Source organism: Rhizobium sp. BK591 (assembly GCF_014195045.1).
Taxonomy (GTDB): domain Bacteria; phylum Pseudomonadota; class Alphaproteobacteria; order Rhizobiales; family Rhizobiaceae; genus Rhizobium; species Rhizobium anhuiense.
This window is the reverse complement of sequence record NZ_JACIAZ010000005.1, coordinates 71,784-90,196: the sequence shown is the minus strand read 5'-3', so window position 1 is coordinate 90,196 and position 18,413 is coordinate 71,784. Positions and strand designations below refer to the sequence as shown.

The 18,413-nt window shown below is 60.0% G+C and carries 23 protein-coding genes; 15 read left to right on the top strand and 8 right to left on the bottom strand.

The annotated features are described in order from the left end of the window. Positions 1–4 precede the first annotated feature (4 nt). The 4 genes from FHX10_RS22455 to FHX10_RS22440 are packed head-to-tail and all read left to right on the top strand — an operon-like array spanning position 5 to position 4,821. Positions 5–922, top strand: coding sequence for a carbohydrate ABC transporter permease (locus FHX10_RS22455; RefSeq protein WP_063476272.1), 918 nt, complete (start codon positions 5–7; stop codon positions 920–922). Beyond that, positions 919–1,782, top strand: a complete 864-nt coding sequence (locus FHX10_RS22450) for a carbohydrate ABC transporter permease (RefSeq protein WP_063476273.1) — start codon at positions 919–921, stop codon at positions 1,780–1,782. Before FHX10_RS22455 ends, FHX10_RS22450 begins: the two co-directional genes overlap by 4 nt. Positions 1,783–1,801: 19 nt before the next feature. After that, positions 1,802–3,724, top strand: coding sequence for a glycoside hydrolase family 127 protein (locus tag FHX10_RS22445; protein WP_047615509.1), 1,923 nt, complete (start codon positions 1,802–1,804; stop codon positions 3,722–3,724). A 23-nt stretch (positions 3,725–3,747) separates the two neighbouring features. After that, positions 3,748–4,821, top strand: a complete 1,074-nt coding sequence (locus FHX10_RS22440) for an ABC transporter ATP-binding protein (protein WP_174824527.1) — start codon at positions 3,748–3,750, stop codon at positions 4,819–4,821. A 54-nt stretch (positions 4,822–4,875) separates the two neighbouring features. On the opposite strand, the gene dxr is transcribed toward FHX10_RS22440, so the two are convergent. Further along, complete coding sequence (gene dxr, locus FHX10_RS22435) at positions 4,876–6,066, bottom strand: 1-deoxy-D-xylulose-5-phosphate reductoisomerase (protein ID WP_063476274.1); 1,191 nt, start codon at positions 6,064–6,066, stop codon at positions 4,876–4,878. Positions 6,067–6,447: 381 nt separating this feature from the next. Between dxr and FHX10_RS22430 the strand changes: the two genes are divergently transcribed. Both FHX10_RS22430 and FHX10_RS22425 read left to right on the top strand, forming a co-directional pair. Then, entirely contained in the window at positions 6,448–7,098 is a 651-nt protein-coding gene (locus FHX10_RS22430; protein WP_063476275.1) for a hypothetical protein, read from the top strand. A 62-nt stretch (positions 7,099–7,160) separates the two neighbouring features. Then, a complete protein-coding gene (locus tag FHX10_RS22425) occupies positions 7,161–7,463 on the top strand; it encodes a BON domain-containing protein (protein WP_028756459.1) in 303 nt (100 codons plus the stop codon). An 80-nt stretch (positions 7,464–7,543) separates the two neighbouring features. On the opposite strand, the gene FHX10_RS22420 is transcribed toward FHX10_RS22425, so the two are convergent. Both FHX10_RS22420 and FHX10_RS22415 read right to left on the bottom strand, forming a co-directional pair. After that, positions 7,544–7,696 (bottom strand): hypothetical protein, encoded by a 153-nt coding sequence (locus FHX10_RS22420; protein ID WP_164736003.1) that lies wholly within the window; start codon positions 7,694–7,696, stop codon positions 7,544–7,546. A gap of 128 nt (positions 7,697–7,824) precedes the next feature. Then, positions 7,825–8,067 (bottom strand): hypothetical protein, encoded by a 243-nt coding sequence (locus FHX10_RS22415; RefSeq protein ID WP_063476276.1) that lies wholly within the window; start codon positions 8,065–8,067, stop codon positions 7,825–7,827. Positions 8,068–8,227: 160 nt separating this feature from the next. Here FHX10_RS22415 and FHX10_RS22410 point away from each other — a divergent pair, with 160 nt between their 5' ends. After that, complete coding sequence (locus FHX10_RS22410) at positions 8,228–8,746, top strand: DUF2937 family protein (RefSeq protein WP_063476277.1); 519 nt, start codon at positions 8,228–8,230, stop codon at positions 8,744–8,746. Positions 8,747–8,922: 176 nt separating this feature from the next. Here the strand turns inward: FHX10_RS22410 and eat are convergent, their stop codons facing one another. From eat to FHX10_RS22385, 5 genes are all read right to left on the bottom strand, one after another. After that, a complete protein-coding gene (gene eat, locus FHX10_RS22405; RefSeq protein WP_063476278.1) occupies positions 8,923–10,287 on the bottom strand; it encodes an ethanolamine permease in 1,365 nt (454 codons plus the stop codon). 29 nt (positions 10,288–10,316) lie between these two features. Next, a complete protein-coding gene (gene eutC, locus FHX10_RS22400) occupies positions 10,317–11,063 on the bottom strand; it encodes an ethanolamine ammonia-lyase subunit EutC (RefSeq protein ID WP_063476279.1) in 747 nt (248 codons plus the stop codon). After that, on the bottom strand, positions 11,060–12,508 hold the full coding sequence (locus FHX10_RS22395) for an ethanolamine ammonia-lyase subunit EutB (RefSeq protein WP_063476280.1): 1,449 nt from the start codon (positions 12,506–12,508) through the stop codon (positions 11,060–11,062). The genes eutC and FHX10_RS22395 overlap by 4 nt, the downstream gene beginning before the upstream one ends. A gap of 690 nt (positions 12,509–13,198) precedes the next feature. Continuing rightward, a complete protein-coding gene (locus FHX10_RS22390) occupies positions 13,199–14,434 on the bottom strand; it encodes a site-specific integrase (protein WP_184390346.1) in 1,236 nt (411 codons plus the stop codon). Beyond that, positions 14,434–15,039 (bottom strand): Arc family DNA-binding protein, encoded by a 606-nt coding sequence (locus FHX10_RS22385; RefSeq protein WP_184390343.1) that lies wholly within the window; start codon positions 15,037–15,039, stop codon positions 14,434–14,436. Before FHX10_RS22385 ends, FHX10_RS22390 begins: the two co-directional genes overlap by 1 nt. A 109-nt stretch (positions 15,040–15,148) precedes the next feature. On the opposite strand from FHX10_RS22385, the gene FHX10_RS22380 reads away from it, so the two are divergent. The 8 genes from FHX10_RS22380 to FHX10_RS22345 all read left to right on the top strand — a co-directional run bounded on the left by FHX10_RS22380 (position 15,149) and on the right by FHX10_RS22345 (position 18,312). Further along, positions 15,149–15,340 carry a hypothetical protein gene (locus FHX10_RS22380; RefSeq protein ID WP_184390340.1) on the top strand — a complete coding sequence of 64 codons (192 nt, stop codon included), beginning with the start codon at positions 15,149–15,151 and terminating at the stop codon, positions 15,338–15,340. Between the two features lie 71 nt (positions 15,341–15,411). Beyond that, the gene (locus FHX10_RS22375) at positions 15,412–15,927 is read left to right on the top strand and encodes a hypothetical protein (RefSeq protein ID WP_184390337.1); all 516 of its coding nucleotides are present in this window, start codon (positions 15,412–15,414) and stop codon (positions 15,925–15,927) included. Beyond that, entirely contained in the window at positions 15,924–16,310 is a 387-nt protein-coding gene (locus FHX10_RS22370; RefSeq protein WP_184390335.1) for a hypothetical protein, read from the top strand. Before FHX10_RS22375 ends, FHX10_RS22370 begins: the two co-directional genes overlap by 4 nt. A gap of 3 nt (positions 16,311–16,313) precedes the next feature. Further along, complete coding sequence (locus tag FHX10_RS22365) at positions 16,314–16,547, top strand: hypothetical protein (RefSeq protein WP_184390332.1); 234 nt, start codon at positions 16,314–16,316, stop codon at positions 16,545–16,547. Further along, entirely contained in the window at positions 16,544–16,789 is a 246-nt protein-coding gene (locus FHX10_RS22360; RefSeq protein ID WP_184390329.1) for a hypothetical protein, read from the top strand. Before FHX10_RS22365 ends, FHX10_RS22360 begins: the two co-directional genes overlap by 4 nt. Next, on the top strand, positions 16,786–17,202 hold the full coding sequence (locus FHX10_RS22355) for a hypothetical protein (protein ID WP_184390326.1): 417 nt from the start codon (positions 16,786–16,788) through the stop codon (positions 17,200–17,202). The genes FHX10_RS22360 and FHX10_RS22355 overlap by 4 nt, the downstream gene beginning before the upstream one ends. Positions 17,203–17,207: 5 nt before the next feature. Then, complete coding sequence (locus tag FHX10_RS22350) at positions 17,208–17,885, top strand: hypothetical protein (protein ID WP_184390323.1); 678 nt, start codon at positions 17,208–17,210, stop codon at positions 17,883–17,885. Further along, positions 17,827–18,312, top strand: coding sequence for a hypothetical protein (locus FHX10_RS22345; protein ID WP_184390319.1), 486 nt, complete (start codon positions 17,827–17,829; stop codon positions 18,310–18,312). Before FHX10_RS22350 ends, FHX10_RS22345 begins: the two co-directional genes overlap by 59 nt. Positions 18,313–18,413 lie beyond the last annotated feature (101 nt).

The following is an 18,413-nucleotide window of genomic DNA, read 5'->3' as shown; positions in this document are numbered from 1 at the left end:
TTTGATGACCGGTTTCGGTTCGGAGATCCTGTTGCCTCGACGCAGACGACGGCGCAAATCGAACTGGCGCGGCCTCGTCTACATCGCGCCTGCTATGGCGCTGGTCATCGTCTTCTTCATCATGCCGGTTCTCTTCACTGGATGGATGAGCCTTCACAACTGGCCGCTGATGGGGGCGTCGCGCTGGATCGGCTTCAACAATTACGTTCGCATGGCCAACGACAGCCGCTTCATGACGGCGCTGAATTTCACGGCCTATTATACGGTGATCGTCACTGTCGCGATCTTCGCGATCGCCTTTCCGCTGGCGATCTTCGTCGAAAAGGAACGGCAGTTCGTCAGCGCCTACCGCACGATCATCTTCCTGCCCGTCGTGGTCGGCCTTGCCACGGCCTCGCTGCTTTGGGTCTGGCTTGCCAATGTCGATAGCGGCTTCATCGGTCCCGCCTTGAAGGCGCTCGGTCTTCTGGAAAAGAGCCCCAATCTTCTCGCGACCTTCGACACCGCCTTTCTGACGATCGTGGTGATGGTCGTCTGGAAGATCGCGGGCTTCACCATGATCATTCTTCTAACCGGGCTCCAGGCCATTCCGTCCGAGCTGACGGAGGCCGCCCGCATCGACGGCGCCGGCCGCTGGCAGCGGTTCAGGCATCTGACCTTGCCGCTGATGCGCAGGACGATCGCGCTGGCGCTGATCGTCTCCGTCACCGGTTCGATCCTCGCCTTCGACCAGTTCTACATCATGACCGCAGGCGGACCGCAGAACAAGATGATCTCGGTGGTCTACTACATCTTCAATCAGTCCTTCGTGTCGTTCAATCTCGGTTATGGCGCAGCACTCTCGATCGTGCTTCTCGCCATCCTGGTGGCGATCAGCATCGTGCAGCTCTGGCTGCTTCGCGTCGGGGAGGAGCGTCCATGACCACCTCAAAAGAGCGCCGCACGCGCAAGGCGATCCGGACGAAATCGGTCTATCACCTGACCGGCATCGCCATATCGATCTTCTTTCTCGCCCCTTTCGCGATCACGCTCTTGTCGTCCTTCCGACATGGCACGGAGGCCAGCCTGCCGCCCTTGCCGCCGTGGCCGACCTCCGGCGTCAGCATCGATTCCTATGCGCTGCTCGATACGTTCGGCGCCGGCATATGGCGGCACATGATCAATTCGCTGTTCGTTTCGGTCGCCACCGTGGTGCTCACCGTCGCCGTCAGCCTGCTCGCCGGCTACGGCTTCTCGCGCTACCGGTTCCCGATGAAGAATGCGCTCTTCGTGTTGATCATCGCGACGCTGATGATCCCGTTCCAATCGATCTTGACGCCGCTCTTCATCATCCTGGCAAAGCTCGGCCTCAACAATTCGCTGCTTGGGCTGACGCTCGTCTATGTGACGCTGCAACTGCCCTTCTCGGTCTTCATGATGCGCAACGCCTTCGACGCCGTGCCGAAGGAGATCGAAGAGGCGGCGCGCATCGACGGCGCGCGCGACCTCAGGCTCTTGGTCCGGGTTCTTCTGCCGCTGGTGCTTCCCGGTGTGGCGACGGTCGCGATCTTTGCTTTCCTCAACGCCTGGAACGAGTTTCTCGCGGCGCTCGTGCTGCTCTCCAGCAATGAGAAATACACCCTGCCGGTGCTGATGACGGCGGTTCGCGCCGGACGGCTCGGCGCCATCAACTGGGGAGCGGTCCAAGCCGGTGTCGTCGTCATGACGATCCCCTGCCTGATCGTCTTCCTGCTTTTGCAACGCTACTACATGCGCGGGCTGATGGCCGGCGCGGTGAAATGATTTGAGAGAAAGTGGAGCCATGACCAAAGCAAGCAACGATCGCCAGTTTCGTCCCGTCGCCGTTCCCGATGTCGAGCTCGGCGGCTTCTGGGGCAAATGGCAGGACGCCGTCTGCAATTCCACCGCCGAGACCCTGCTCGACCGCTGCGTCGAGGCCGGCATGCTCAAGGCGATCGATGTCAGCCAGCCGAGCCCCGGGGTCGTCATTCCCATTCAGCCTTGGGGCGGGACGACGCAGATGTTCTGGGATTCCGACCTCGGCAAGTCGATCGAGACCATCGCCTATTCGCTTTATCGCCGACCGAACCCGAAGCTCGAGGCGCGCGCCGACGAAATCATCGACATGTATGAGAAACTGCAGGACGAGGACGGTTATCTGAACGCCTGGTTCCAGCGCGTCGAACCGAACCGCCGCTGGACCAATCTGCGCGACCATCATGAGCTCTATTGCGCCGGCCATCTCATGGAAGCCGCGGTCGCCTATTACCAGGCGACCGGCAAACGCAAGCTGCTCGACATCATGTGCCGCTATGCCGATTACATGATCAAGATTTTTGGCCACGGCGAAGGCCAGATATCAGGCTATTGCGGCCATGAGGAAGTCGAGCTGGCACTGGTCAAGCTCGCCCGCGTGACCGGCGAGAAGAAATATCTCGACCTGTCGAAATATTTCATCGACGAACGCGGCACCGAGCCGCATTTCTTCACCGCCGAGGCAAGCCGCGACGGCCGCAATGTCTCCGAATACCACCAGAAGACCTATGAATATGCGCAGGCGCACCAGCCGGTGCGTGCGCAGACGAAGGTCGTCGGCCATGCGGTGCGCGCCATGTACCTCTATTCGGGCATGGCCGACATCGCCACCGAATACAAGGACGACAGCCTGACGGCGGCGCTGGAAACGCTCTGGGACGATCTGACCACCAAGCAGATGTACATTACCGGCGGCATCGGCCCGGCAGCCTCCAACGAAGGCTTCACCGACTATTACGACCTGCCCAATGCCACCGCCTATGCCGAGACCTGCGCTTCGGTCGGCCTGGTGTTCTGGGCAAGCCGAATGCTCGGCCGCGGTCCGGATCGGCGCTATGCCGATATCATGGAGCAGGCGCTTTACAACGGCGCGCTGCCGGGGCTTTCGACCGACGGCAAGACGTTCTTCTATGACAATCCGCTCGAAAGTGCCGGCAAGCACCACCGCTGGAAGTGGCACCATTGCCCCTGCTGCCCGCCCAACATTGCCCGGCTGGTGACCTCGATCGGCTCCTATATGTACGCCGTTGCCGACAACGAGATCGCCGTGCATCTCTATGGCGAGAGCACCGCGCGGCTGAAGCTTGCCAACGGCGCCAACGTGGAGCTCGAGCAGGTGACCAACTACCCGTGGGAGGGCGCGGTCGCCTTTACCACCCGGCTGGAGAGGCCGGCGCGCTTCGCGCTGTCGCTGCGCATCCCGGACTGGGCGGAGGGCGCCACCCTCAGCATCAACGGAACGATGCTCGATCTCAACGCCAATATGCAGGACGGATATATCAGGATCGATCGTGAATGGGCCGACGGCGATCGTGTCGCCCTCTACCTGCCGCTTTCGCTTCGCCCGCAATATGCCAATCCGAAGGTGCGTCAGGATGCCGGCCGGGTCGCATTGATGCGCGGCCCGCTCGTCTATTGCGTCGAAACCACAGACAATGGCGAAGACCTCAACGCCATCGTCCTGCCCCGCGAGCTTCCGGCCGCCGAAACCGTGGTGCTGAAGGATCTCAACGATGCCGTCGCCCTCGATCTCCAGGTAGAGCGCGAGGAAACATCGAATTGGGGAACGCCGCTCTACCGCAAAGCGCCGGCCGAAAGGCAGGTCGCCACCGCGCGTTTCGTGCCCTATCATCTTTGGGACAACCGCGCGCCCGGAGAGATGCTCGTCTGGGTCCAGTCGGACAAATAGGCCGTTTGGGGATGACGAAGGATATGGGTAACAAGAGCGTCGTGCTCCAGGACGTGCGAAAAAGCTATGGCAGTCTGCAGGTGGTTCACGGCATCGACCTGACGATCGCCGAGGGCGAATTCGTCGTCTTCGTCGGGCCGTCCGGCTGCGGAAAATCGACGCTTCTTCGCATGATCGCCGGCTTGGAAGACGTGACCGACGGGGAGGTCGAAATCAAGGGACGTGTTGTCACCGATCTCGATCCATCCGAGCGCGGCATCGCCATGGTCTTCCAGTCCTACGCGCTCTATCCGCATATGAGCGTGCGGGAGAATCTGGCCTTCGGCTTGAAGATGGCGCGCACGCAAGCCGCCGAGATAGAGACGCGTGTCAAGGCCGCGTCCGCGATCCTGAAGATCGATCATCTTCTCGACCGGCGGCCGGGACAGCTTTCCGGCGGTCAGCGGCAGCGCGTGGCGATCGGCCGTGCGATCGTGCGCAAGCCCGATGTCTTCCTGTTCGACGAACCGCTGTCCAATCTCGATGCGGAACTGCGCGTTTCGATGCGCATCGAGATCGCCCGCCTTCACCGCGAACTCGGCAACACGATGATCTATGTCACGCACGACCAGACCGAGGCGATGACGCTCGCCGACAAGATCGTCGTGCTGCGTGACGGCCGTGTCGAACAGGCCGGGACGCCCCGGGAAATCTACGAAAATCCCTCGAATACCTTCGTCGCGGGCTTCATCGGCTCGCCTCGAATGAACCTTTTGAACGCCCGCTGGGGTGAGGGCGGTCTGGTCGAAGTCGCAGGCCGGCGCATCGGCAGCGGCTTGCCGCCGGCAGACAGGCCGGTTGGCGCCGCGGTGACGCTCGGCCTGCGGCCGGAGCATCTGAAGGTGGCATCCGACCTTTCGGGCAGCCTGACGGCCAGGGTCGATTTTTCGGAGTATCTCGGCGGAACGCAATATCTCTATTGCCAGCTTGCCGATGGCCAGTCGCTCACCGTCGAGCATCGGTCACCGGTCAGCATCGCGGCGGGTGAGCAGGTGAGCCTGCTGTTCGAACCGTCGGATTGCAGATTGTTCGACGAGGGCGGCAACCGGTTGCGGTAATGGCGGCCGCCAGGGATAAGCGGGCGGCCTCTCGGCGAACGGCCCGTGGGCATTTCACACGGCGATCGCCGGTGTCATGAGCTCCGCCGCTCTCTGCCGGGCCTGCCTGTCGGCGGCGAAGACATCGTCCATGCCGGCAGCCGGCGGCAGGCCGGCGAGATCGTCCATGACCCTCTCGGTGATCTCGGCCATGGCAAGGAAGGGCAGCCGCCCCTCGATGAAGGCTTCAAGCGCCACTTCCTTGGCGCCGTTCAGCACCGCACCCTGAACGCCGCCGCGCGTCATCGCCAGGCGCGCCAGCCGCAACGCGGGAAACCGCACCTCATCCGGCGCCTCGAAATCCAGCCTGGCGAGCTTGGCGAAATCCAGCCGCTCGATCGGCAGGTTCGGCCGGCGCGGAAAGGACAGGGCATAACCGATGGCGGTGCGCATATCCGGTGCGCCGAGCTGCGCCAGCACCGACCCGTCCGTATAGCCGACCATGGAATGGATGATCGATTGCGGATGGAGGATGACTTCGATCTGTTCGGGCCTGAGACCGAAAAGGTGCCGGGCTTCGATCATCTCCAGCGCCTTGTTGAACATCGAGGCGCTGTCGATCGAGATCTTCAACCCCATCGACCAGTTCGGGTGGGCGCGCGCGCTTTCCACCGTCACATCGGCCATCTGCCGCAGCGAGGCGGTGCGGAAGGGACCACCCGACGCCGTCAGGATGACGCGCTCGACGGCGTGGCGCTGGGTTTCCTCCAGCACCTGGAAGATGGCATTGTGCTCGCTGTCGACAGGAAGCAGCCTGCCGCCGCCCTGGCGAACGGCTGCGATAAAGAGATCGCCCGCCGATACCAGGCATTCCTTGTTGGCAAGGGCGATATCGGCGCCGCGGCGCGCAGCCGCAAGCGTCGGCGCCAGGCCTGCGGTGCCGACGATTGCCGCCATCACCCAGTCGGCTTCGCGCTCAGCCGCTTCCATCAGGCCGGATCTTCCCGAGGCGACGGCGATGCCGCTGCCGGAAAGTTCGCTTTTCAGTGATTCGTAGTGCCGGTCGTTCGCCGTTACCGCCAGCCGCGCGCCGGATGATTTCGCCTGCCGGGCCAGCAATTCTATATTGCCGTTGCCGGTCAGCACGGAGATTTCGAAATTCTCCCGTCCGCCCAGGTGCTCGACGACATTGAGTGTATTCTGGCCGATCGAACCCGTCGAACCGAAGATGCTGAGGCGCCGCGGCGCGCTTTTGCCGGTCATCATGTGAAATTTCGCGAAAATTTCTCTCGTAGGCTCAGGCTCTACTAGGGTTTGGAAGGGGCGGCAAGTGTGCGGTGCAGCAGATTTCAGCCCGTAAGGGGTTTACAGAGCCGCAGGTAGATGTGATCCTTCTAACATTGCTGGCGGAATCGCGATTCCGCTGCGGCCGGTCACGGTCGCATGGCAATTCGGGGCGCTGCGGCGTCCATCGAAGAACTGGCACGCGTGCCGCCGGCCTTTTCGGCCAACATTAAATCGAGGATGAAACCGGGATGGACGGCTTGCCGTGATCCCCCATCGCGTTCGGCTGCGAGCGCTTCATGTCCGCTGTTGGGTCGGTTTCGGCACGGCGGCCCTGTGTTAGGTCAAAACGTTCTTAACTTGATGACGACATTCAAAATAGCATGCATTCTTTTCGCCATCCTGCTCTCGCTCACCGTTGCAGCGAGAGCTGATGATCTGGTGATCTGGTCGCCGGCCAAGCTTTCGGACCGGTCCTACAAGGCGACCTTGGGTTTTCGCCTGCCGGCGGAATGGGAAACGAGCGCCGGCGCCGACATAGCCCTTGCCTCGACCAAAGGCGGGGCGCCGCTGCCCGATTCCGAACAGGCAATGCTCTGGGGCAGGATCGTAAAGACGGCCGTCACGCCAGCGGGCCAATCGCAGCAGGGCGCGAAGGTCAGTGTCGATACGCTGCGCGGCAGCGGTGCGCTGACGCTGAGCCGCTCGCGCAGCTGGATCCTGTCCGATTCGCTCGATATGCAATCGAGCCGTTCCATCAGCGTTCAATTTGATGCGGTCGATATCAGGCAGGCCTCGGTGACGGCATCGCAGGCGCTGAAACTGATCCATCCCTGGACGGGAACGTCGCTTTCGGCGGGCACAGGCGTCAGCAATGCCAGCGGCGACTTCTCGAGCACGGTGGCGGTCAACCAGGCCATCCTGCCGAACCTCAATCTCGATGCCTCGGTGAGCAACCCGTTTTCGGGAGGTGAGACCGGCAGCATCAATCTCCGCTATCGCGTGCAGTGGTAGCGGCGCTGAAACCAACTCCGTCGAACGGCGTTTGCTAAGCAGGTTTCACGGAGGAATGGATCATGGTTTTCAAGGAGCAGACATTTCACGGGCTCGAGCCCGAGATGGAAGCGGAAATCGCCAATCGTGCATCTGTTGAGGCGGATGTCGCCAATGCGCTGGCGATTGCCGGCGGGATCGATGCGTCTGATGTCGAGGTGACGATGGAAAACGACCACATCGTGCTCACCGGCACTGTCGGCACGGTCGGCGAGATCGAACGGGCAACCGTGGTCGCCAAGGCGGTCGAGGGCGTGCATTCGGTGCAGAACCGAATCCTGCTTGGCGGCCCGCTTGGTGGATTGTCACTTGACGGCACGCATTAAACCGAAAGCTCGCTCCGGGGCCAAACATCCCGGACGAGGACTATCTCCACGTCGTCACCGGTAGGGCCGCGCTCAGCTGGTCAACCGGCGAAGCGTTCGACGAGGAAGGACGAGCCGGCCAGACGATCCGTCTTCTGCATGGCGCCCGACCCCTGCGGCTGGTAGGCGATGGCCAGCAGCACGGCGCTGACGGCGACATAGGCGATGGCCAAAAGAATCATCTTGATACGCATGATGAACACTCCCGTTTCGCAATAAACGCGGCTGATATTGCGAAAGTTCCTCATCTGCGAGATCGAGGCGAGATCAGATGAAAAGCCCGGCTGGGAAGATCAGCCGGGCTTTCCTGCAGGAACTTGCCTTATCGGCAGATTCGGGTTTCCTTGACGACCGTGTGGCCGTGACGGCGGATTTTTTCCGTCTTGGTGAAGCAATCCTGGGAGACGTGGCGCGGCCTCATGTGATGGCGGTAATAGGGCCGTTCCGCATCGCGGTAAGTGGGACGCGCGTCGTCCGTGGTGATGGTTACACTTGCCGCCTGGGACGGCATTGCGGAAAAGATAGATGCTGCGGCGAGCGTGCAGGCAAGGATAATCTGTTTCATGACAAGTCTCTCTTTCTGAGTTGGTCATTCTGGGTTGGTCAGGGCATCAACTCGCCGGAAGCGCCGTCGGTTCAATCACATAGCGTTACCGATTGTGTCGAAGGCAGAAACCTTTACGGCCGCTGATCGTTAGCGCAGGGGACAGCCGGAGGCATCGATCATGGGTCCGATTGCAAGAATCATCGCTATTGTCGCCGGGCTTGCCGGCGGCACGGTGTTTTCGCAGGCGCCGGAATTTGCGCAGCAATACCGCCAGCGGATCGGCGGAGCGATCGACGAATTGCGCGTCATCGTCGAGGATTTCAATGCCCAGGCGGCCGAACACCATCTCGATCGCCAGCAAGCGCTGAACGCCTATGCGCAATCGTCCGATGATTTCCTGCGCGACCGCGGCGTCTCGATGCGCAGCACGATCACGCGCTACGAAACGCTGCTGTCGCAGCAGCTCCACCTCGGTACCGCCGCACCCGTCGCCAAGCCCTTCGTGCTGCTGGGCAATGCCGATGACGTCGTCTTCGCCAATACCTGGCGTGATTTCGTGCCCGGCGTGCCGGTCAGTTTTGCCGGGCTTGTCTGGGGCGCGATCGGTTTTATCGGTGGCTGGATCGTGGCGGCGCTGCTGGGATTAGGCGCGCGGCAGGCGGTGAGGACGCGGCGGGTCCATCGTGAGGTGCGGTAACCAACGACGGCGAAGCGGCTTGGCGCGAGCTTGTCTCGAGGAGGAAATTAAGAATTTTGCGAGCGGGCTGGGCTTTGCGCTCGAATTCCCCCGCCAAACGTCGGCGGGGGATCGTTGATATCGATCGGAACAGGTTCGTCCAATTGCCGGCTTGATGATCGGGCCGGAGAACCTTGTTACGCGGAAGCGGCCGCTTCCTTGGCGACGCCGCCGGACAGCAAGCGCCAGATACCGAACGCCACCACGCCCATGGCAAGGAAGATCAAAAAGATCAGGAAGTTGTAGTAGATCATCGCCGCCAGCGCGACGAGCGCAAGCCCAAGGGCAATGGCCGGGACAACGGGATAGCCCCATGCCTTGAACGGTCGGGCAAGCTCCGGCTCGGTCCGACGAAGTTTGAACAGCGATGCCATGGAGACGATGTACATGATGATCGCGCCAAACACCGACATCGTGACGATATTGGCAGTCAGCGGCAAGCCGCCGATCTGGATCAGGTTGTCGGAGAAGATCGCCGCAATGCCGACAACGCCGCCTGCGAGGATAGCAAGGTAGGGCGTGCGGAATTTCGGATGGATCTTCGCGAGAACTTCCGGCAGGTAGCCGGCGCGACCCAGCGCGAAAATCTGCCTGGAATAGCCCATGATGATGCCATGGAACGATGCGATCAGGCCGAACAGGCCGATCCAGACGAGCATGTGCAGCCAGCCGGAGGATTCGCCGACGACAGCCTTCATCGCTTGCGGCAACGGATCGTTGATGTTGGACAGCATACGCCAGTCGCCAACGCCTCCCGCGAAGATCATCGTGCCGAAAGCAAGGAATACGAGGGTGAGAATCCCTGCGATATAGGCGATCGGCACGGTGCGGGTGGGGTTCTTGGTTTCCTCGGCAGCCATGGCCGCGCCTTCGATCGCCAGGAAGAACCAGATGGCGAACGGAATGGCGGCAAAGATGCCTCCAATGGCACCGACCGAGAATTCAGGAGCGCCAGCCCAGCCATTGGCCGCAAAGTTGGCGACGGAGAAGCCGGGCAGAACGACGCCCATAAACACCAGGAGTTCGATAATGGCGAGGATGGTAATGAAGAGCTCGAATGTCGCGGCGATGGTGACGCCGACGATATTGAGCGCCATGAAGATGATATAGGCGCCGACGGCCGCAAGTTTCGGATCGAGCCCCGGGAACTGCACATTGAGATAGGCGCCGATCGCAAGCGCGATGGCCGGAGGGGCGAAGACGAATTCCACCAGTGTTGCAAAACCCGCAACGAAGCCGCCGAGCGGGCCGAAGGCCCTGAGCGCATAGGCAAACGGCCCACCGGCATGCGGAATAGCCGTCGTCAACTCCGTGAAGGAGAAAATGAAGGTGGTGTACATGACGGCGATCAGAATCGTGGTGATCAAGAAGCCGAGTGTACCGGCCGCCGCCCAGCCATAGCTCCAGCCGAAATATTCGCCGGAGATGACGAGGCCGACTGCAAGTCCCCATAAGTGCAGCCCGGTCAGGCTCTTGGCGAGCGTCGGTTGAGAATTTGACATGATTGTTCCCGTGTTTTGTAGATTGAACTTTATGCTTCTTGGTGTGGCAGCGCTTCTATGGCGCCTTCGGCATTTTCCTTGAGATCGACACCGGTCAGTTGCAGTCGCAGCGCCTCCCGGACGATCCAAACGATCTTGTCGGCCGCGACCTCGTAGCTGAGCCCGTCGGCATGGATATTGGAAATACAGTTGCGCTCGCTGTCACGCCGTCCCGATTGCGGTCGGAACGTGATGTAGGCGCCGAGGCTATCAGGCACGCTTAGTCCCGGCCTCTCGCCGATCAGCACGATGGCAACTTCCGCGCCAAACGCCGCCGCTGCCTCATCGCCAAATGCCACCCGGGCCTGCTCGCCCAATATCACCGGGGCGACGCTGAAGGCCCCGAGACGCTTCATGCATGCGTTAAACAGCGGCACCGCGTGGTGCTCGACCGCCGAGGCCGAAAGTCCGTCGGCAATGATGAAGGCGATCTCATAACGATCGCCTGGGCTCGGGAGATCGGCTGCGTTGGTCTGACGGCCGAGATCCGGGCGTGCCAGATAGATCGTCCGGTCTTTGGCGCGAGACCGAATCCGGATCGTCGGCACGGGAGCAAGCTGCTTGGCAAGGGCGACAAAATCCACTTGCCCATGCACGGCATCCCGCGCCCGGGCATGGGCAAGCTGGAAGTCGAGAATTGCCGATGTCGGCAAGGCGTCGCCTGCTCTTCCAAGCCCAATGCGGGCGCGTGTGGCGTTGCGGAACCGCGCAAACGGATCTCGTTCGAAGGGAGTCATGCGGATGCCCTGTAGCTCAAGAGATTGCGGGAGAAGGCGCCCGAGGCGCTGGCAGGCGCAAGACGACCCGTGTGATCAAGCATGCCCATGCGATGAAGCCAGGCTTCGAACTCCGGAGCCGGCGGACGATTGAACTGGTGCCTGAGGCCGACAATATCGTGGTAGGAAAGGCTCTGATAATTGAGCATGACGTCGTCGGCGCCGGGCACGGCGATCAGAAAGCTGACACCCGCGACAGTCAGCAACACCATCAGATTGTCCATATCGTCCTGGTCGGCTTCCGCATGGTTCGTGTAGCAAACGTCGACCCCCATCGGCACGCCAAGCAGTTTGCCGCAGAAATGGTCTTCGAGCCCGGCGCGGATAATTTGCTTGGCGTCGAAAAGATATTCGGGGCCAATGAAGCCGACCACGGTATTGACGAGCAACGGATCGAGCTCACGTGCAACGGCATAGGCCCGCGCCTCCACCGTCTGTTCGTCCACGCCATGATGGGCGTCGGCCGAGAGGGCGCTGCCCTGGCCGGTCTCCAGATACATGACATTGTTGCCGACCGTGCCGCGCTTCATGGAAAGTGCCGCCTGCTGGCCTTCCCTCAGGAGGGCGAGGTCGATGCCGAAACCCTTATTGGCGGCTTCCGAGCCGGCGATTGACTGGAACACCAGATCGAGCGGCGCTCCAGCCTCGATCGCCTTGATTGACGTGGTGACATGGGTCAACACGCAGGATTGGGTCGGGATATCGAACTGTTCGCGCAGCCGGTCGAAAAGAACCATCAATCTTGTGCATGCCTCGAGATTGTCGGTAGCCGGGTTGATGCCGATCACCGCATCGCCGATCCCATAAAGAAGTCCGTCGAGCGTCGAGCCGGCGACACCTTCAGGATCATCGGTGGGATGATTGGGCTGAAGACGGCTCGACAGCCGGCCGGGCAGACCGATCGTGGAACGAAAGGCCGTGACCACCCTGCATTTGCCGGCGACGGTGATCAGATCATGGTTGCGCATGATCTTGGAGACCGCCGCGACCATCTCGGGGGTGAGGCCCGGTGCAATGGCAAGCAGTCTTTCGGCGGTCGCGTCATAGGAGAGAAGCCAATCGCGAAACTCGCCGACCGTCATATGAGATATCGGCGCGAATGCCGTCCAATCATGGCGGTCGACGATCAGTCGGCTGACCTCGTCGATCTCGTATGGGATGACGAGATCCTCCAGGAAGGTTTTGAGAGGCATATCCGCAAGCAGATAGCGGGCGGCCACCCGCCGCTCGTTGCTTGACGCGGCGATCCCGGCCAGCACGTCACCTGATTTCAATGGCGAAGCGCAAGCCAATACCGATTTCAGATCCTGAAAGACATGGCGTTCGCGTCCTAGAACGATCGAATATGTTGTCATCTGCTCCTGGCCGTCGATCAGCCTATTCTCGATGTCCGGGAACTCGTCCACCTTCCGATTGTGGGCATTCGCGGGCTTCCGCCGAGTATGCTCGGCACTACGCCAAACAACGCAAGAAGCGTGCCATTCTTTACGGGCTGGGATGCCAAGGCAGCCGTGCCAAGGACTTCGCATGGCTGACCATCAGGGCCGACGCTGCGCGCGGTTATTGCAGAGACTGTTTTCAGTTTAGGACGGCTAATTCGCTAGCGTGGTTGTATCCACTTTGCGATAGCATGCTCCGATGTGCGCAGATTTGCGACCGGCTCAACACTGATTGCGAATATATTCGTTGATCGTCCTGATCCAGCGGTTCTAGCCGGAGTGTTTTTTCGATGGGGCAGTCTGTAATGAGACGCGATCGTGCATTTTGAGCTGACTGACCGTAGATCGACGCCGATGTTGAAAAACTAGCCAGTTGAACGAATCCAATCGATCGCCAATTTCTGCATCCGAAGAGTTCGGTCGTGCGGCCTCAACGCGACACTTGGCCTGGCTATTACCGATCAAAGGCCGGTTTCTCATGACATCATTATTGCGTTCTTGCATGTCCGCAGGAACGTGCGTTCTTTCAAGGGAGATAAGCACCTGATTGACTGGTGATCCCGGCGCGATTCGAACGCGCGACCCCCAGATTAGGAAACCGCTACAAATCCATACAGGGCAGGGCGCCCCGCGTTTCATGTCGCATCCATGTTGCAGTCAGGCCATAAATGCCTTCTCAGCGGCCGCCAATTCGTCGGCGTCATTGTCTTTCGGAAACAGATGTCCGTAGGTGTCCATCGTCATAGCAATGGTTGAGTGGCCCATGCGCTCTTGAACCATCTTCGGTGTCAGCCCGAGGCCGCCGTCTTCCTTCCGATTGATGCACCACGAGGCATAAAAGTGCCGTAGGGCGTGCATGCCCGTGTATTTGGGCGCGAGGATCGCGTTGCCCTTCTTGTCGACTTTGCCACTGTCCACGGCGATGCCGGCTGCTACCCAGGCGGGGTGCAGACCGCGCCGCAGGATGTTGTTCAGCTGTTCGACCCTGCCAGTCCCGTTCGGGAATACGAGATCAAGCACCATGATCGGCTCGCCGGCTTCGTCCTTCTTGCCGGAATTTCGCTTCGGGCAGGCGAGCTTCCACTCCCTCAAGGCATTGATGACCATAGGCGGGGCAGGAACAGTTCGCTCGCTGGATTCCGACTTCGGCCGGCCGATATCATTGAACCGATCGGCACGCTGGCGAACATGGATCTCGCGCTTGTCGAGATCTACATCCGGCCATCTCAAGCCCCGCAGCTCGGACGCTCTCAGGCCGCAGAATATCGCTATAAGGATCATAGGGCGCCAACGAGGCGCCGGAACGCCCAGAAGAGCCTTAACATCCTCGCGGGTGGGTATGTCCACCCCGATCTTCAGGCGGCCCTTCTGACGCTTCTCCTTCGTCTTCTCGCCCGAACCTCGCCGCCTCTTCATATCGCGCGCCACGTTCCTCGCGACCAATCCCCTTTCTTGAGCATCGGCAATCATAGTGCCCAGGCTCACCAGGACCTTCTTGATCATCGCGGACGTCCGGCCGGCGCCCCGCAAGTCATCCTCGAAGGAGCGCACTTTGGCGATCGAGAGGGTGGGGAGCTTCGTTTTTCCGATAAAGGGATTGATGTGGAGCCTCAGGTGGCGCTCATAATCCTGGATAGTCGCGCGCTCAAGTCCAGAAGCCTTCGCGCTGGCGATCCAGAGCTTTCCCGCCGCCTCGATGGTGACGCTGGCGCTCTCGGCAACATGCACCCCCTCACGGATTTCTACCGAAGCTGTCGCAGCGAATGCGTCCGCCTCCTTCTTCCGAACAAACGTCTTGAGACGGCGCTTTCCTCCCGCGTCCTGATAGTCGACCACCCATGCCGATTTCTCGACTCCCTTTGGTGTGGTCCATTCACGTTTGCGGACGGACATCAGGAGTCCTCTTCGCCTATGGTCTGAAACACTTCAACGAGCTTCTTTAGCTCGTCATCATTGCCATCAGCTGCCTTCAAAAACACTTTCCGGAAGCCCCGAAGGATAACGGCATTCGTTTCCTGTGATTTTGTAAGGCGATCGATCAAGGCGGCCTGTACTCTCATTTGCGCCTCTGCCGCCTCGTCTCGCTCCTTTGTTGCTTCAAGAAGTTCGGCTTTCAGCGTCTTAAGGTAATCGGATTGCTCTTTCAATTTATTGAATTGACGCTCAATCTCGCCCAAAGTCTCCTGGTCTCGTTCAGCTTTACGAAGGTCTTCGCTGAGGAGATGTTGAAGTTGGGCAACAAGGACGCGCTGATTTTCAGCGTCGGTTTTCGCCTCTAGAAGTTCACCGGCAAGTCGCTCGTTTTCCATCTTCAGGTAGGAGACGTCCATGGGCAGCCTGGCTAGTTTTGGATAGCTCTCAAGCCGAGCAACGATCTCTCCATTCATCGATCGTCCGTTCTGCTCAGCAGCCGCTTTAAGTTGATCCTTCAACTCGGCCTGCATCCGCAGCCCGAAGGGAGCGATATTAGCGAGCAATTCCTTGGGATTATCGGACATGACTACAATCTGTAATTAGTGATGATTGACATTCATCATTACATTCTGTAGCTATCGTAGGCAATGGCTACAGAATGTAGCCAGTGAACACAGTTAATGGAGCGAATCAATGAGCGACAATGCAGAGCCACTAGATTTGATCTGGGAGGTTGAAGAGATTGGCAAAGTCATCGGGCGGACGCCTCGCCAGACCTATCACATGATCAACAGTGGTCACTTGCCGATGGTTAAGCAGGTTGGCGGTCGCTACGTCGCTAGCCGTAGCAAGCTCATCGCCTTCTTCATGGACACAGCAGCATGAGCCGAAAAGGCTCGGCAACCGCGCCAACGGTCCCGAGCCATGGTTCTCGATCCCTCACAAAGGAAACGAAAATGAACAGCAAAGTAAATATCAGCAAGGCGGTGGAAATTCCAGTGCCATCAGCCGCAATCACCGCAAATGGTAAACTCCCCCAACTCGAACACCACGAAGCCTCGAAGGAGGCTCTCACCGGCGGCTTCCCCGCGGTTGATTCGCTCGGGATTCTCTTTGAACGCCACCGCGCCGCTTGGGATTTCGATTGCGTCGAGTGGGATCATTTCTCGAATATCGTCGAATGTGATGCCATGACGAGCGCCCCGAAGCTCACGCAAATCAGTGAAGAGACGAGGCGGATCAAAGACGCTTGCGGACTTACTGATGCCGAGCGCCGCATCAATGAATCTTCAAGCGCGGTCAAATCCATCGAGCGTGAAGTTCTCAACTTTGTGCCGACGACCCTGGAGGAAGCCAGCCGCAAAGCGCAGTGGATACTGCACAAGTTGAAGGACTCGGAGGAGACCTATCTGCGCGATGATGCCGACACGTTGCATGCCGCCCTAACCTCGATCGCGAGGGCAATGGCATGAGCAATTTCCTTGCATCGGCGATCCCGGCCGAAACCATCATGTCCGATCGCCTGCGCATTCGCATGGTCGACGGCGACGGCATGGCTCCCGATCTCTGCGGTTTGCGCGACTACGTTATGATCCTGCCTGTTGACCGATACCATTGCGACGGCGTCTACCTTGTTGATCGGGGCTTCGGAGGCACGCTCTACCGCGCCGACCGTTCCGACCGGCGCGAGACGCCTATCCGGATGCGACTGGATAACCCGTGTTATCATCGTGGAGCCGATCACGGATACTCCTACTTCACCCTCGAGAAATTCAATGAAATGGTTCTCGGCTTCGTCGTCGCGAACATCAAGGTCACGAACGAGCCTATGCTTCGTGAAGCGATGGGAGCGTAACGAATGGTAGGACAAGCACTCACTGCCCTTCAGATGCTTGTGCGCGTCGCGCGCCATCCGCGCGAGAGCCGCGACCCAGCGATCGTCCGCGCCGCCCAGTGGCTTGCCGACCAGGGTAGGCCACAGCACTCGATCACGATCGAACTCCAGAGCCGTTTCGGCCTCGCGCACGTGCATGCGCGCGAGGCCCATGATCTGGCGGGACGGATGCGGATCCTCAGGAGGGCTTTCGGATGAAGCATGAAGCTCCAGCCTTTTCGATCGAAGAGCGTGCCGGCGCTTGGTTGTCACAGCGCTTGCTCGACGATGGCGCGCCTGTGCCTGTCGCGGACTTTGTTCATTTTATCCCCGCCATCATCGAACGCTTCCGACTGGCACCCCCACAAGCGGCTGATGCTTGTGCCTTGGCTCTTGAGTATCGACTTTGGAGCGAACGGGGCGTCGACATTGCTGCCAATATTTCAGGGAGCGGGGAATGACCACCAAGTTTCTGCGGAGCATAGCAAGCACAAAGGTCGAGCCTGAAATGCTCGAAGAAATCGCAGACGCACTCGACGAGAGCGTTCGAACTGCTGGAGGCGGTACCGTCGACGATCCCATGTGGATAGTATTCCATGCCCTGTCGGGACGCGATGTTTCCCCGTTGGTTGCGACCGCCATCATGTTCCGCATGCAGGCGCTCGGTGAGCTTGTAGCTGCAGGAGAGTTGTCTGAATGGCAACTGCCTGGTCGCGACCAATACGGCGCCGTGCGGATCCGATCGAGCGTTTTCCATGCTGCCGCTCAGGCAAAATTGATCCTGACAAACAAGCGTGGGGATACTCCTCGGTTCGACCTGCTGGAATTCAAACAACTAGCTCTGGCCGCAGCAACACCGGAAGGGCGGGGCTAGCCCGGATGAGTGCGGTTGCCGATCTCATAGCGGACATGGTTCGTGCTGGGGTGGATCCTGACCTAATTGGCAGGACCGCCGCGGCTCTGTCGGAACGCGAGCCAGTCAAGATCGTTGATGAGCAGGCAGCACGCCGCCGCGCCAAGGATCGCGATCGGAAACGTCTGCGGAATTCCGCGGAATCTGCGGATTCCGCGGAGGATCTAAACCTTTCTTCCCCGAAAGGTTCTTCCCCCACACCCCCTTCTCCTAAACCCCTTCAATCCATACCCCCTTCGCCCCCTAAAGGGGGCTCTTCCCCCACGCCAAAATCCGAGCTCGAAGCTGTTCTCGACGCGGACCGTGCCGATGCAGTGATCCAGCATCGGCAAAAAATCCGCAAGCCGCTCACGGCTCATGCCGCCAAGCTTCTGGCTGGAAAGTTCCGCCGGTGCCCGGATGCCAATGCCGCGGCGGATGCGATGATCGCCAACGGCTGGCAGGGGTTCGAAATCGAGTGGATGGAAAACCGATCGGCATCACGGCACCAGCCGCAAGCGCCGCCCAACAAGCCGAAAAGCGAGTTCATGCAGCACCAGGATGATGTCCAAAGGGTGCTAGACGAGGCCACAGGAAGATCCAGAAATGACGAATTTACCGGTAGCACTTTCGACCTTGGACCAAGAGATTACCGCGCTGGCTGAACGCCTGCAGCCGGCGAGGCCTGAGTTCATCGCTGAATGCCTTCATAGCCTCAAGGCTGGCGGCATGCTTGTCCCCAAAGGGGTGGCCGCCGAAGATTTTCTCAGGGAATACACAATCGCCCTCGGAAGCGTTCCGCGCCATGGCCTCATTGCCGTGGTCACGAAACTGAAGCGCGGGGAATACCCGGATATTTCGAGCGAGTTTATGCCAGTGCCGGCCAAGCTAGCGCATATGGCTCGGGCCGAATGCCGCCTCATCGTCGAGGATATCGCCAGGCTGCGCGCCAAACGAAATGCGATCGAGGAAGCGAGTAAGCCTCCCAAGGTTTCGGTGGAGGAGAACGAACGCCAGAGGGTTCGCATTCGAGAACTGCACCGTGAATTCAAGCGCCAACATCAGTCGGGAAAGGCCCATATTCATGGCTGAAGGAGTAAGACCCACGAGTTGCGGCGAATTCATCGGCTGGCGCGATCGCAAGGAGGCGCTCCGCACCGCTCGTCAGCCGGTCCAAGATTTCCAAGGCAGCC

What these genes read in the sequence shown, in the direction of transcription:
- FHX10_RS22455 (WP_063476272.1), top strand. Translation starts at nt 5, where the DNA reads ATGACCGGTTTCGGTTCGGAGATCCTGTTGCCTCGACGCAGACGACGG.
- FHX10_RS22450 (WP_063476273.1), top strand. Translation starts at nt 919, where the DNA reads ATGACCACCTCAAAAGAGCGCCGCACGCGCAAGGCGATCCGGACGAAA.
- FHX10_RS22445 (WP_047615509.1), top strand. Translation starts at nt 1,802, where the DNA reads ATGACCAAAGCAAGCAACGATCGCCAGTTTCGTCCCGTCGCCGTTCCC.
- FHX10_RS22440 (WP_174824527.1), top strand. Translation starts at nt 3,748, where the DNA reads ATGGGTAACAAGAGCGTCGTGCTCCAGGACGTGCGAAAAAGCTATGGC.
- dxr (WP_063476274.1), bottom strand. Translation starts at nt 6,066, where the DNA reads ATGATGACCGGCAAAAGCGCGCCGCGGCGCCTCAGCATCTTCGGTTCG.
- FHX10_RS22430 (WP_063476275.1), top strand. Translation starts at nt 6,448, where the DNA reads ATGACGACATTCAAAATAGCATGCATTCTTTTCGCCATCCTGCTCTCG.
- FHX10_RS22425 (WP_028756459.1), top strand. Translation starts at nt 7,161, where the DNA reads ATGGTTTTCAAGGAGCAGACATTTCACGGGCTCGAGCCCGAGATGGAA.
- FHX10_RS22420 (WP_164736003.1), bottom strand. Translation starts at nt 7,696, where the DNA reads ATGCGTATCAAGATGATTCTTTTGGCCATCGCCTATGTCGCCGTCAGC.
- FHX10_RS22415 (WP_063476276.1), bottom strand. Translation starts at nt 8,067, where the DNA reads ATGAAACAGATTATCCTTGCCTGCACGCTCGCCGCAGCATCTATCTTT.
- FHX10_RS22410 (WP_063476277.1), top strand. Translation starts at nt 8,228, where the DNA reads ATGGGTCCGATTGCAAGAATCATCGCTATTGTCGCCGGGCTTGCCGGC.
- eat (WP_063476278.1), bottom strand. Translation starts at nt 10,287, where the DNA reads ATGTCAAATTCTCAACCGACGCTCGCCAAGAGCCTGACCGGGCTGCAC.
- eutC (WP_063476279.1), bottom strand. Translation starts at nt 11,063, where the DNA reads ATGACTCCCTTCGAACGAGATCCGTTTGCGCGGTTCCGCAACGCCACA.
- FHX10_RS22390 (WP_184390346.1), bottom strand. Translation starts at nt 14,434, where the DNA reads ATGTCCGTCCGCAAACGTGAATGGACCACACCAAAGGGAGTCGAGAAA.
- FHX10_RS22385 (WP_184390343.1), bottom strand. Translation starts at nt 15,039, where the DNA reads ATGTCCGATAATCCCAAGGAATTGCTCGCTAATATCGCTCCCTTCGGG.
- FHX10_RS22380 (WP_184390340.1), top strand. Translation starts at nt 15,149, where the DNA reads ATGAGCGACAATGCAGAGCCACTAGATTTGATCTGGGAGGTTGAAGAG.
- FHX10_RS22375 (WP_184390337.1), top strand. Translation starts at nt 15,412, where the DNA reads ATGAACAGCAAAGTAAATATCAGCAAGGCGGTGGAAATTCCAGTGCCA.
- FHX10_RS22370 (WP_184390335.1), top strand. Translation starts at nt 15,924, where the DNA reads ATGAGCAATTTCCTTGCATCGGCGATCCCGGCCGAAACCATCATGTCC.
- FHX10_RS22365 (WP_184390332.1), top strand. Translation starts at nt 16,314, where the DNA reads ATGGTAGGACAAGCACTCACTGCCCTTCAGATGCTTGTGCGCGTCGCG.
- FHX10_RS22360 (WP_184390329.1), top strand. Translation starts at nt 16,544, where the DNA reads ATGAAGCATGAAGCTCCAGCCTTTTCGATCGAAGAGCGTGCCGGCGCT.
- FHX10_RS22355 (WP_184390326.1), top strand. Translation starts at nt 16,786, where the DNA reads ATGACCACCAAGTTTCTGCGGAGCATAGCAAGCACAAAGGTCGAGCCT.
- FHX10_RS22350 (WP_184390323.1), top strand. Translation starts at nt 17,208, where the DNA reads ATGAGTGCGGTTGCCGATCTCATAGCGGACATGGTTCGTGCTGGGGTG.
- FHX10_RS22345 (WP_184390319.1), top strand. Translation starts at nt 17,827, where the DNA reads ATGACGAATTTACCGGTAGCACTTTCGACCTTGGACCAAGAGATTACC.